Here is an 11,941-nt window from a genome sequence, read left to right on the forward strand (position 1 = left end):
CTCGCGGATGCCTCACTTATGAGCTGGACCAAAGACGATGTGCAGAGGCTGAAGGCCGCCATCGCCAGCGGTCAGTTGTCCGTTCGGCATGGTGATCGTCAGATCACGTATCAGTCCGTCGAAGCCATGTTGACGGCATTGGACCGCATGGAAGCTGAGGTTGCCGTCACGACGGCTGGCCGACGGAAGTCGGCCACACGCCGCTACCGCTTCACGACGCTGAGGGGCTTCTGACATGGCGGCCTCGCTGCTGGACAGGGTCATCGGCGCCATTTCTCCGCAGGCAGCCCTGAAGCGTCACCGCGCCAGGGCAACGCTGGATGCGGTAAGAGCCTACGAGGGCGCCTCGCGAACTGACGGTTGGCGTGTTCGTAGGGCGGGGGCCAGCGCGAACACCGATCACCTGGCAGACGCCCGCGAGCTGCGCAACCGCGCTCGGGCGCTGGTGCAGAACGTTCCGTACTGCGCGCGGTCCCTCCAGGTGCTGGTGAGCGCAACGATCGGGACCGGCATTACTCCCAAGGCCGAAGGTCCAAACGCTTCCGCGCTGGACATCCTGTGGGGCCGCTGGGCCGATGTGGCGGATGCTGATGGAAAGTCGGACATCTACGGCCTCATGGCTACCGCGTATCGCGCGATGGAGCAGGACGGTGAGGTCATGATTCGCCGCCGCACCAGGCGTCAGTCGGACGGTCTCGCAGTCCCGCTGCAGCTTCAGGTACTGGAGATCGACTGGCTGGACGGGAACAAGAACGGGTCTGCGTCGGGCGGTGGTCAGATCATCAACGGCATTGAGTACGACGCGATCGGTCGGATTCGAGGCTACTGGTTGTTCGGAGCGCACCCCGGTGAGGCGGTGCGTGGCTCTGTACGCTTGAGCAGTTCGTTGGTGCCGGCATCCGACATCATCCACCTCTACAACCCCGTCCGCCCCGGGCAGGGACGCGGCATTACGCGCTTCGCCCCGGTGATCGCGCGAGTGCGCGACCTGATGCTGTACGAAGACGCCGAGCTGGCGCGGAAGAATCTGGAAGCGCGGCTTGGTGTGATCGTCAGTGGCGACATCGACTCGATGTCCAACGCGGACGATGACGGCCCTTCGCAGCTCGGCTCAAATCGCGACCAGGTCACCGACCTTGGGCCACTGCCCAGCGGTGGCGTCACCCACATCACTGGTGCCACAGCCTTCCAGACTGTCGAGCCAAAGCCGGCAGGGGGCTACGTCGAATATTGCAAGTTTAACGCGCACATCATTACTGCTGGCATCGGTGTCCCGTACGAGTCGGCCACCGGTGATATGCGTGAGGTGAACTTCTCCAGTGCCCGCATCCGGCAGATGGAGTTCCGTCGTGATTGCGAGCAGATGCAGTGGCTGGTGCTAGTCCCGCAGATGTGTAAGCCAATCTGGCGCTGGTTTGACGAAGCAGCTGCGCTTGGCGGTGGGGTGCGTTCCACGGGAAGCACTGCCGACTGGAGCACGCCGCGCTGGGACTACGTCAACCCCAAGCAGGACATCGAGTCGGAAATCGCAGCGATGGGCGCCGGGCTCAACTCACCCAGTGAAGCGCTGCGTCGGCGTGGCTACGACCCGGATGCGGTCTACGTCGAGATGGGCAAGGACTTCATGCGGATGAAAGAGACCGGCGCCCTCGGTCTGATGACTTTCCTTCAATCCAGTGGCGCCCGGACCGGCCTGGTCGACGCCTCAACAACCAACGAGGAATGACCATGCCCCAGCCAATCCAGGCTTTGACGCAGGACGGTACGACACGCCTCATGCCCACGCAGTTGCGTGAGGCCGAGCTGCAGCCGACCAGCTTCGATAGCGAGGCACGCACGATCGAACTCCAGTGGACCGCCGGTACCCGAGTGCGCCGCTATGACTGGTGGAACGACACGTACTACTGGGAGGAGCTGGTCGTTGATGAGGCTGCCTGCAACATGGAGCGTCTGTCGTCTGGCGCTGCACCGGTCCTGGACAGCCATAACACCTGGGGTATCGGCTCACAGATGGGAGTGGTTGATCGCGCCTGGCTCTCCAATGGTGAAGGCCACGCCCTTATCCGTCTCTCCGGTCGCGAGGAGTTGGCCGGCGTAATCGCCGATATCGGTGCCGGAATCATTCGCAATATCTCGGTTGGTTACACCGTGCAGCGCTATGAGATCGAGCGCGCGGTCAACCCCGGTGATTTGCCGATCTACCGCGCAGTGGAGTGGACGCCGAGCGAGATCAGCTTCGTCACTGTGCCGGCCGACCCGGCAGCAGGTACCCGCAGCAATCAACCCGCACAGGGGACCCCCTGTGTATTCACCCGTAGCGCATCGTCGCAGGAGCACACCATGCCTCAGCCCGCCGCCCGCGCCGCCGAATCGGCGGTCCAGCAGGAACCCATCAACAACACCCCGGCTCCAGTAGCGCCGGCCGCAGCTCAGGCTCCGGAAGGTGACACGCGCGCAGCCGACATCGTGGAGCTGGCAACCCGCCACGGCCAGACCGAGCATGCAGCTGGCTGGATTCGCGCTGGTCACTCGGTCGATCACGTGCGTGGCCTGATCTTGACCACGTTGGAGCAGCGCGACGCCGCTGCTGGCGGCAACATCAACCGCATCAGCGTCACCGAGGACGAGCAGGATCTGCAGCGATCCGCTGTGACGCACGCGCTGCTGCACCGAGCCCAGGTGATCGATCCCTCAACCAAGCGGATCTTCGCGCTCACCGGTGACAATCCAGTGCGAGGCCTGACCCTGATGGACCTGGCCCGTCGTAGCCTGGAGCGCTGCGGTGTACGTACCGATGGCATGGCGAAACTGGAGCTGGTCGGCCGCGCGTTCACGCAGAGCGGTAGTGACTTCCCGGTGCTGCTCGAAAGCACGATGCACAAGGCGCTGCAGGCGGCCTACGCGGTTGCGCCGGACACCTGGTCCCGCTGGTGCGTCACCGGCACCGTCAGTGATTTCCGCGAGCATTCGCGCTATCGCGTGGGCAGTATTGGCAACCTGGACAAGCTGACCGAGGCTGGCGAGTTCAAGAACAAGAAGATCCCGGACGGCGAGAAAGCAACGATCACCGCTGGCACCAAGGGCAACACCATCAACCTGACGCGTCAGGCGATCATCAACGACGACCTGGGTGCGTTCCTCGGCTTGGCGACCGCCTTCGGTCGTGCCGCAAAGCGGACCATTGAGGCCGACGCGTATGCGTTCCTCGCCAGCAATCCGAAGCTGGATTCCAACAAGACGCTGTTCCACGCCGACCACGGCAACATCCTGGCGGCAGCAGTGCCGAGCGTCACCTCGGTCGACGCGATGCGCGTCCAACTGGCCCAGCAGAAGGATGTGGGGGGGAATGATGTGCTGGATCTGTCGCCGGCACTCTGGCTCGGTCCGACCAAGTACGGCAGCGCCGCTCGTGTCACCAACAAGGCCGAGTACGACCCGGACGCTGAGGGAAAGCTCCAGCGCCCGAACGCGGTGCAGGGTCTCTTCCGCGACATCGTCGACACCGCACGCATCAAGGACGACAAGTGGTACCTGTTCGCCGATCCGAACGACTGCCCGGCCATCGAGGTCGCATTCCTCGATGGGATCACCGAGCCCTTCCTGGACTACGAGGAAGGCTTCACCGTCGACGGTGTGCGCTGGAAGGCTCGCCTCGACTTCGGCATCGCTGCCCTCGACTATCGCGGCGTGCAGCGCTGCGGCTGATCCCCAACTGGAGCACTGAGACATGGCACAGAACTTCGTATCCGATGGGGACGTGATCCCCTGGACCAACACCACCGAACAGCAGGTTGCATCGGGTCAGGCGGTTGTCGTCGGTCATCAGCTGGGGGTTGCCCTGGTCAACATCGCAGTCGGTGCAACCGGTAGCGTGGCCCTGGGCGGCGTGTTCACGTTGCCGAAGGTGCAGACGGCGGTCTTCGAACAGGGTGAAAAGCTCCTGTGGAGCGCAAGCGCCAAGGCATTCGACGGAAGCGCTGCGACAGCTGCTGCCGGCGACATCACTGGTGCGGCGTTTGCCTGGGCTGCCGGCTCCGCCGGTCAGGCGACGGCCGAGGTGCGGCTCTCGCCGGGCAACGCCACAAAGGCGTAACCGAACAGACCGGCACCGCTCAGAAATGCCAAGGTGGCGTGAGCGGTGCCGGTTCTTCCACAGCGACAACGGGGAATCGCATGGGCACCACCAGCACGCCGCGCGGCGTACGCAACAACAATCCTGGCAACATCGACCGTACCAGCACGCCGTGGCAAGGTGAGGATCGTTCCGTCGCCGCTATCGCCCGCGAGCAGCGCTTCTGCGTGTTCCTGACTCCGCAGGCCGGGTTCCGTGCTTTGGGGAAGACCCTTCTCACCTACCAGCGCAAGCACGGCCTGCGCACGGTGAAGGAGATCATCGGACGCTGGGCCCCCCCTGTGGAGAACGACACCGGTGCCTACGTCCAGCAGGTTGCCACTGCAGTAGGTGTGTCGCCGTCCGAAGTCATTCGCCTGGACAACCCGGTGACATTGGGGCGCCTCGCGACCGCCATCGCGAAGCATGAGAACGGTGGCATGTACTGGAACAAGGACGTGGTTGCGGCCGGCATCGCCGAGGCGCTCAAGTGATCGGGGGCGTCGACGGAAACGGCGCTCCTTGGTGGCTGGCTGCCAGCGCAGTCGCGCTGTGGCTGCTCAGGGAGACGTGGGGTGCCATTCTGGCGCGCCGGAAAGAGCGCACCGAAACCGATGCCAATGTGGATCTGCTCAACGGGCTCGTTGAGCGGGTGAAGTCCCTGGAGACCTCCCAGGCGGAGGTGGTGAAGCAGTACAACGAGGAGGTTCGCTTGCGCATGAAGGCGCAGGAGGACGCTCATCGGTTGAGGCTTCGGGTCATCTCGCTGGAGTCAGCTCTGAAGCAGTTGGGAGTAGTCGTCCCGCCTGTCGAGGAGCCTGTGTCATGAATCGGGTGCTTCTGGCGCTGCTGCTTGGCTTGAGTGCCCTGGTCATCTGGCAAAGGGGTTCGGTTGCCCAGGCGCACCGAGCTGCCGACATCGCCTCGGCTGCCCGAGACAAAGCTCGTGATGAGCGTGACGCCGCTGCGGCAGCACTGGCTGATGCAAACGCTGTGCTGGCGCTGGAGCGTGCTAGTGCTCAAGCAGCCAATCGCTTGGCTGCCACATATGAAAAGGAAAAGGACGATGCGCAGAAAGGCTCTGATCGCCTTGTCGCTGATCTCCGCGCTGGCAATCAGCGCCTGCACCAGCGCTGGGAAGCGGCCGTCGCCACCGCCGAGCTGTCCGCAGCCGCCGCTGCCGCCAGCCAGCCTGATGGTCGAGCCGACGACCGAATTGAGAGTGCGGGCAGAGCTATTGGCGCCGCAGCCCAGTGCGACGCACAAGTGAGGGCGCTGCAGGCATACGCGCTGCTCTGCACGGGAGGTTCAAAGTGAGCGAAGTCGAGTTCCTGCGGGATCTGGATGCTTCCCTGCATGCAGCTTTCGCCGTTGCCGGCATGGCGTCGATTGGTACGCATACAGCGAAGAAGGACGGTGCGGTGACGGCAAACGTCCGTGTTTACATCGCCCGTGACGTTGAGACCATCGGTGAGCTTCGTCAGTTCGTTGCCGGGCGGGTCGAGATCGCTTACCTGCGTGCTGACGTTGAGCCAGAGCAGGGCGACCGCCTGGAAGTGGGAGTAGCAGGGAGCGGGCTTGGCGTGGAGGTGTTCGTGAACAGCAAGAAGCTCAGCGACGACGGCTCCCGCAGCCGGTGGCTGGTGAACCGTGGTTGACCTGGCCGAGCCGCTGTCCTGGCAGCTGGTCGAGTTCCTGCGCGGCCGCGTGGAGCTGATCCGGGAGAGTGCTGGCTTCCGCACCGACATCGGCACCGGCTTGATCGTCGTTGACGACAGCGAAGTTGATGAAGACTTCGAGGGCCCGGCCACATTGATCTCTGTCAGGCAACTGTCGCGAAGTGGTGGGGGAAGCGCGCAGGTTACCTCGGATGCCGCGATCACCATCGAGTTCGAAGTCCCGCGTACCAGCAACCTCGCGAATCCGCGGCTGCTTGTGCACCGTGCCAGGCACGACTTGATCCGCGCGCTCACGTTCAACGTGAAGACGCTGCCCAAGGGCATTACCAGTTTCGATCTGCTTGAAACCCAGATGGCATCCCTGGAAGACGACGCAGGGCATTCCGCTGTCGTCGCTCAGATCACCGCGCGGGCTGGTCTGACCGAGACCTTTGAGCCCGTCCCCAACCCGTAGGAGAAGCACCACCATGGCACAGCCCAAGGTCCGTAAATTCGCAGGCGATCTGCGTTTCTGGGAGCACGGCGCGAACGGCGCCAGGATTCCCGTCATCCCCGAGCCCACTGACAAGTTCGGAAATCAGCCCCTGGAGCAGTCGTCGTTGACGTTCAGCTACGAAGCCGGCGACTCGGTGGAGATCAAGAGCAAGCGCCGTGATGCGCGCTATCAGCAGATCATCCACAAGGATTCGAACCCCGGCGTCACCAGCGTTTCGATCACCGCGTTGGAAGTGCCGCCGGCCATCCTGGCCCGCATGTTGTACGGCACGTTGGTGGCCACCCAGGTTGCCGCCGGCACCGCCACCGACGCTTCCGTGACCGTGGGTAGCGTGGACACGCCGGTGAAGCTGCCGCACAACTTCCTTCTGGCCGACACCGAGCCGACTTTCAAGAAGGGGGCCGTCGACCTGGTCAAGGGCACCGATTACACCCTCGATCCGGCGCACGGCCTGCTGATTCCGAAGTCCGGCGGCCAGTTGCAGGCGGGCGATACCGTTGTGGCGAACTACAAGTACGACGCGTACCTGGAAACCGCCATCAGCGGCGGCACCACACCGAGCAAATCCTTCCAGATCCTGGGCGACATGCAGGACCGCATCAGCGGTGACGAGGGCCTGCTGACCATCCCGAACGTCGACCTGACAGTGGACGGTGACGTGGACTGGTTCAGTGATGAGCCCATCCAGGTGACCCTGACCGGCCCGGTGATCTTCCAGGCCGGCGAGAGCGACCTGTACACCTTCAAGATCGCGGCGCAGTCAGGCGGCTGATCGCCGGGTTGACTCCAGCATGAGGAGGGCGCCAGCACGGCGCCCTCCCGATTCGAACTAGGAAGGGTGCCATGGCGACCAATCGCAACAACAACCTGCTCAAGTTTTTCGTCAGCGGGCGCCGTGCGAAGGGCCTCCATGGCTTGACCAATCTTGCTGGCGACGTTCTTAACCGCTACGACCTGTCAGTGCAAAGGGCCTTCATCGGCCTGCAGCGGCGGGCAGGCCCTGCGACCACGCAGGAGGTGCGCGGGTCCTACAACATCCGCGCGGCCGCCCTGAGGGGAAAGTACCGCGTGGAGACCGGTGAGCGCGGCTACTCGACGGGCAAGCGCGGCAGGGACGACTTCCTTTCGATCTGGGCGAGTACCCGGCAAATCTCGCTTATCGAATTCGGTGGCCGTTGGGCTGGCAGGCGATCGGTCGGCGCAACGGCCAGCATCGGTCTCGGCGAGACCAGGACTTATGACGGAGCGTTCATCGCCACAATCAAGGGCCGAAGGGCCATTCGCGTGCGAAGTTGGGACCGTGCGACCCAAAGGCGGGCGGGGCGAGGCCCCGTTCGGATTCTTCGGGGCCCAAGCCCCTTCGAGATGCTCTCAGGCGCTGACGGCAACAGCCGGGCTCTCGCAGCGCGCAGACGCTTGATCGAACGTTTTCACACCACCTACCTGGCTGAGTTGCGCCGCCAGTGGCGCGTTAATGGAAAGAGCAATGGCTGACCGGCTGGAAGAAGCAATCAGGGTTGTCATTGAAACCCAGGGGCGCGAAGGTGTGGATGACCTGCGCTCGGCATTTGGCGAGCTGGGTGATGTCTCGGTCGAGACGGCGGGAAAGACTTCTAAGCTGCTCGATTCTCTGACGGGCTTGACCTCGGCTGCGGCAAAGGCCGACGCATTTGAGGCGATGCTGGACCAGTTGGGCGAGCTGGAGCGGGAGTTCAACGCCAACCAGCGGGCGGCGCTTGAGCTGAGCCTCAGCATCGGTGAGATGGAGAAGCCGTCGCGCGAGGTGTTGGCGTCACAGCGCGATCTGCGCAAGGAAGGGGAGCGCCTGAAGAGGGCGCTGAACGAGCAGTGGGCCGAAGTTAGCAAGGTAGATTCGGAGTTGGCGGCGCTGGGGGTCAGTACAGCTGACCTGGCCGGCAGCCAGCAGCGCCTGCGGTCCGAGGCGGCGCGTACCACTGCGGCACTGAGCGCGCAGGCAAAAGCAGTCAGCGATGAGGCCACCGCTAACCGCCGTCGCACGCAGCAGCTCGCGGAAGACGACGCCGCGATGCGCAAGCAGGCGGAGACGACCCGCGCAGCGCAGAGGGCTCTGGCAGAGTACCGCGAGCGTGCTGACGATGCTGCTGCTGGGAGCGCGAACCTGGCCGGGGCAACTGAAGGCGCGGCAGGTTGGCTGGGTAAGCTGAAGGGCCTTGCCGCCGGCGCGATCGCGTTCGTCGGCTTGAACCGAGTGGTTGAAGGCATCAAGTCGATCATCACGGAAGGAAGTGACGCGGAGCAGGAGGTCAACCAGCTCGATGCCGCCATCCAGGCGGCTGGCCGTAGCAGTGAGTTCACTGCTGCGAAGCTGCTGCAGCTGGGTAAGCAACTGCAGACAGGCCTTTTCGATGGAGGGCAGGTCAACAGTGCGATGGTGCGCATGTTGTCCTATACCAACATCGTCGGCAGTCAGTTCCCCGCCGCGATGCAAATCACCATTGACCAGGCCCAACGTCTTGGCTTGTCACTGGAGTCGTCGGCGGAGATCGTAGGCAAGGCACTGCAGACGCCATCGAAGGCGATGGAGAGTCTTAGCAAGCAAGGCTTCACCCTGTCCGACAGTCAGAAGGAGTTGATCAAGAACCTCGAGGCAACCGGTCGCGTTGCAGAGGCGCAGACCATCATTATCGACCTTCTCACCGAGTCCTACGGTGGCGCAGCGGCGGCAGCCAAGGTCGGAACGATCGCGGGTCTCTGGAAGGAGGCCACCGATCGCTTCAAGGACTGGAAGCAGGAAGTCGCGGACCAGGGCGTGCTTGCCTACTTCAAGGATCAGCTGACGACGCTTCTGGCGACACTGGATCGTCTGGCGCAGGATGGGAGCCTTACCCGCTGGGCCAAGCAGACCTCGCAGGCCATTATCGGGATGGCGGAGGCGGTCAAAGGGGCTACGCGGTGGGTGGCTGACCATGCGCGTGTAATTGGCCTCATGGCTGCGGCCTACACTCAGTTCAAGGTGGTAGGCGCGCTCCTTCAGCTGAACGCGTGGAGGGCGGCGTTGCTTGCGACCACGCGCGCGCAGCTGGCAAACAACGCTGCAGTTGCCGCGGGCAGTTCTGGCATCGGGCGCTTTGGGCTGTTGCTCAGGGGCCTGCCGAAGGCAGTTCCGATCGCGGTATCGGTGCTGGGGCTGGAGGCCGCGATGGGTGGCCTTGGCGTCCTCAAGACTGTTGCTCAGGACATCTGGAAGCAGCACGATCCTGCCCTGAAGCGAGCCGGCGATGCGCAGCGTGCGTACATCAGCCAGGTTCGGGACTCCGCATTGGAGCTTCGCCGCCAGGCCGTCTCGTTCATTGAGTACCGCGACGTGGTGGTTAAGACCACTGAGGAAGTCGCTCGAATGGGGCAGGCTGAGCGGGAAGCCTATGCACAGCGCCTGGCTGGGCTTGAGCAGTACCTGACAGCCCAAGAGGGATTCCTGCTGATGCAGCAAAAGGCTGGCGTTGCTACGGCCGCTCAACTGCAGGAACTTGGCCTTGTGACGCAGCAGCTGCTGGCCGTGTCTACGGGATACGCAGGACTCTCCAAGGCGGTGAACATCGCTGCGGATGCCATGAAGAGTGGTATCGGGGGCGCGGCACAGCTGGTGGTCGAGCAGCTTCAGGGCGTGCAGAGCAATGCGCGCCTGGCCACCGATTCGATCAGCAAGATGATGGCGGGGCTCAATTTTGCTGATACGGGTAGCTTGGCCGCCGTTGGCACGGCGCTGGGCTATGTAGCGTCGCAGGGCGCGGCTGCGGAGCGCAATGTTCGGGATGGGCTTCTGGAATCGCTGCGGAGGCTCTCGGGTGAGGAGTTGGCAAGGTTTCAGGCTGCATCCCAGGCGGCATTTGAGGCGCTGCCTCAAAGTGCTGCCAATGCAGCCGCAGTCCTGCAGACGACGTTGCTTGCCGCGATGGAGAAGCTGGGCGTCTCCGCGTCCAGGTTGGGTGTGCAGTTCACCGGAGCCGGCCGGGACGCGATCGCCGCGTTCGGTGCCGTAACCGAGAGCGCTGTTGCCACCGGCGTTCAGATCGAAGAGGCGTTCAAGGCAGCCCTTGGGAAGGTCGCTACGCTGGACGAGGCGAGGGCCTTGGGCGCCTTGCTCGAAGCAGCGGGAACGCAGGGCAAAATCGGGTTCGACGCGGCGGCGCGTTCTGCAGCGGCACTCAACGCCCGAATTCGTGACATCCAGGCATCGGTGGACCCTCTGGCCGATGAGTTCGCCCGCCTCGGGATCCAGTCGCAAGAATCCCTGAACAATGCCCGTGATTCTGCGAAGGCAGCGTTTGAGGCGATCCAACGGGGCGCTTCGCAGGGCAAGGCCAGCATTGAGGATGTCCGCCGTGCATTCGAGGCCTATGCGAGCACTGCTCGCGCAGCGGTGGCCGATAGTGATAGCTGGCGCCGGGGCCAGGTGGAGTCACAGCTCGAGGTGCAGGGGAAGATCCTTCAGACCGGGCAGCACCTGAAGGAGATGGGCGGAAGCGGAAAATCTGCAATGCAGCAGGTCCAGGCCGGCGCGCAGGAAGGTAGGCAGGCCGTGGGGCAGTTGGCTCAGGAAACGTCCCAAGCTGGCAATCAGATGGAAAACCTCGGCAATCGAGCGGAGAAGTCTGGACAGCAGATGGGCAGCGCTGGAAAAGCGGCCCAGAGCATGGCGTTCAGCATCGGCGAGGTTTCCGATGCAGCGCTCAAGGCGATGCGCAACCTGAGTGGTCCGAATCCGCTTCAACAGTTCGCGAATGCCCTCAATAGGGTCACCGCCCAGCGCAAGCAGCTTGCGGCGTACAAGAAAGAGCTTCAGGGATTGGCGGAGACCGAGGACGAGTTTGCCTCCTCCGCAAAGAGCCGATTGGAGTATCAGTACGACTTCCTCGGCAAACAGGAGGTTGCCGAGGTCGCGGCGCTGGAAGCCCAGGTGCAAAGGAAGCGCGCCGAGCAGGATCGTGCGGCCGCCGATGCGATGAAGGAGCGGCGCAGGGCCGCTCAGGCCGAGGCAGATGCTCAGGCGAAGCTCGATGCGGAGCGGATACAGGCAGGCGCCGACAAGGAACAAGTGCTGATCATCGACTGGAAAGTGCCCAGCAAAGAAGTGGTGGCCGGGGCGACCGCCCAAGAGCTCCAGCAGGCCCAGAGGATCGCGAACCTGGTGACGCCGATGGTGCTGACCGCTGTCCAGAAAAGCCGCTCGGTTTCGGTCAGGGGGCGGCGCTGATGACCCGCATTCTGCTCGCCGGGATAGAGCTGCCGGCCGATCTCCAGTGGACCGATGAGTTCACGGCGTGGAGGGTGGGCCAGCAGGTTCGAAACAGCCTCAATGGGGCAATGATCGTGCAGGAGTCCGCGCGGCAGGCCGGTCGCCCCATCACGCTTCAAACAACCCGCGACGGCACTGCGTACGTCGGTGTGGTTGCCTTGTCCACCGTCCGCGCACTTCAGGCCAGTGAGGGCGAGGCGCGCCTGTCGCCTCTGGAGTTGGTTATGCCAGCCCATAACGGCGGCGATCGCACTTTCCAGGTTCGGTGGCGTCGTGTCGACGGGCCAGCTATCGAGGTCGAGCCTACTCGCTTCGCTGTTCCCGCGCTGGATTCGGACCTTTTCTCAATCACTCTTCGCCTCATGACGGTGTAACTA

The 11,941-nt window shown here is 63.7% G+C and carries 13 protein-coding genes; all 13 read left to right on the forward strand.

The window, feature by feature from the left end; all coding sequences use genetic code 11:
* The first annotated feature begins 18 nt into the window (after positions 1-18).
* The 13 genes from ACZK4H_RS04470 to ACZK4H_RS04530 all read left to right on the forward strand — a co-directional run bounded on the left by ACZK4H_RS04470 (position 19) and on the right by ACZK4H_RS04530 (position 11,938).
* Positions 19-234, forward strand: a complete 216-nt coding sequence (locus ACZK4H_RS04470) for a phage head-tail joining protein (RefSeq protein WP_053451656.1) — start codon at positions 19-21, stop codon at positions 232-234.
* A gap of 1 nt (position 235) precedes the next feature.
* On the forward strand, positions 236-1,726 hold the full coding sequence (locus tag ACZK4H_RS04475; RefSeq protein WP_099603932.1) for a phage portal protein: 1,491 nt from the start codon (positions 236-238) through the stop codon (positions 1,724-1,726).
* 2 nt (positions 1,727-1,728) lie between these two features.
* Positions 1,729-3,705 (forward strand): prohead protease/major capsid protein fusion protein, encoded by a 1,977-nt coding sequence (locus tag ACZK4H_RS04480; protein WP_199157844.1) that lies wholly within the window; start codon positions 1,729-1,731, stop codon positions 3,703-3,705.
* A gap of 22 nt (positions 3,706-3,727) precedes the next feature.
* A complete protein-coding gene (locus ACZK4H_RS04485; protein ID WP_053451659.1) occupies positions 3,728-4,093 on the forward strand; it encodes a DUF2190 family protein in 366 nt (121 codons plus the stop codon).
* A gap of 80 nt (positions 4,094-4,173) precedes the next feature.
* Positions 4,174-4,605, forward strand: a complete 432-nt coding sequence (locus ACZK4H_RS04490) for a structural protein P5 (RefSeq protein WP_099603930.1) — start codon at positions 4,174-4,176, stop codon at positions 4,603-4,605.
* Positions 4,602-4,940 (forward strand): hypothetical protein, encoded by a 339-nt coding sequence (locus tag ACZK4H_RS04495; protein ID WP_053451661.1) that lies wholly within the window; start codon positions 4,602-4,604, stop codon positions 4,938-4,940. The genes ACZK4H_RS04490 and ACZK4H_RS04495 overlap by 4 nt, the downstream gene beginning before the upstream one ends.
* Positions 4,937-5,428, forward strand: coding sequence for a lysis system spanin subunit (locus ACZK4H_RS04500; RefSeq protein ID WP_099603929.1), 492 nt, complete (start codon positions 4,937-4,939; stop codon positions 5,426-5,428). Before ACZK4H_RS04495 ends, ACZK4H_RS04500 begins: the two co-directional genes overlap by 4 nt.
* Positions 5,425-5,769 (forward strand): hypothetical protein, encoded by a 345-nt coding sequence (locus tag ACZK4H_RS04505; RefSeq protein ID WP_053451663.1) that lies wholly within the window; start codon positions 5,425-5,427, stop codon positions 5,767-5,769. The genes ACZK4H_RS04500 and ACZK4H_RS04505 overlap by 4 nt, the downstream gene beginning before the upstream one ends.
* On the forward strand, positions 5,762-6,244 hold the full coding sequence (locus ACZK4H_RS04510) for a hypothetical protein (RefSeq protein WP_053451664.1): 483 nt from the start codon (positions 5,762-5,764) through the stop codon (positions 6,242-6,244). Before ACZK4H_RS04505 ends, ACZK4H_RS04510 begins: the two co-directional genes overlap by 8 nt.
* 13 nt (positions 6,245-6,257) lie before the next feature.
* Positions 6,258-7,058 (forward strand): phage tail tube protein, encoded by an 801-nt coding sequence (locus ACZK4H_RS04515; protein WP_099603928.1) that lies wholly within the window; start codon positions 6,258-6,260, stop codon positions 7,056-7,058.
* Positions 7,059-7,129: 71 nt separating this feature from the next.
* Positions 7,130-7,780, forward strand: a complete 651-nt coding sequence (locus tag ACZK4H_RS04520; protein ID WP_099603927.1) for a hypothetical protein — start codon at positions 7,130-7,132, stop codon at positions 7,778-7,780.
* Complete coding sequence (locus ACZK4H_RS04525; RefSeq protein ID WP_099603926.1) at positions 7,773-11,522, forward strand: coiled-coil domain-containing protein; 3,750 nt, start codon at positions 7,773-7,775, stop codon at positions 11,520-11,522. The genes ACZK4H_RS04520 and ACZK4H_RS04525 overlap by 8 nt, the downstream gene beginning before the upstream one ends.
* Entirely contained in the window at positions 11,522-11,938 is a 417-nt protein-coding gene (locus ACZK4H_RS04530) for a hypothetical protein (RefSeq protein ID WP_099603925.1), read from the forward strand. The genes ACZK4H_RS04525 and ACZK4H_RS04530 overlap by 1 nt, the downstream gene beginning before the upstream one ends.
* The last annotated feature ends 3 nt before the right edge of the window (positions 11,939-11,941 follow it).

It is taken from the genome of Stenotrophomonas sp. 78350_Sma (assembly GCF_056482105.1).

Coding starts and splice junctions, on each gene's coding strand:
- ACZK4H_RS04470 (WP_053451656.1), top strand. CDS start 19: ATGAGCTGGACCAAAGACGATGTGCAGAGGCTGAAGGCCGCCATCGCC.
- ACZK4H_RS04490 (WP_099603930.1), top strand. CDS start 4,174: ATGGGCACCACCAGCACGCCGCGCGGCGTACGCAACAACAATCCTGGC.
- ACZK4H_RS04515 (WP_099603928.1), top strand. CDS start 6,258: ATGGCACAGCCCAAGGTCCGTAAATTCGCAGGCGATCTGCGTTTCTGG.
- ACZK4H_RS04485 (WP_053451659.1), top strand. CDS start 3,728: ATGGCACAGAACTTCGTATCCGATGGGGACGTGATCCCCTGGACCAAC.
- ACZK4H_RS04520 (WP_099603927.1), top strand. CDS start 7,130: ATGGCGACCAATCGCAACAACAACCTGCTCAAGTTTTTCGTCAGCGGG.
- ACZK4H_RS04500 (WP_099603929.1), top strand. CDS start 4,937: ATGAATCGGGTGCTTCTGGCGCTGCTGCTTGGCTTGAGTGCCCTGGTC.
- ACZK4H_RS04530 (WP_099603925.1), top strand. CDS start 11,522: ATGACCCGCATTCTGCTCGCCGGGATAGAGCTGCCGGCCGATCTCCAG.
- ACZK4H_RS04480 (WP_199157844.1), top strand. CDS start 1,729: ATGCCCCAGCCAATCCAGGCTTTGACGCAGGACGGTACGACACGCCTC.
- ACZK4H_RS04525 (WP_099603926.1), top strand. CDS start 7,773: ATGGCTGACCGGCTGGAAGAAGCAATCAGGGTTGTCATTGAAACCCAG.
- ACZK4H_RS04475 (WP_099603932.1), top strand. CDS start 236: ATGGCGGCCTCGCTGCTGGACAGGGTCATCGGCGCCATTTCTCCGCAG.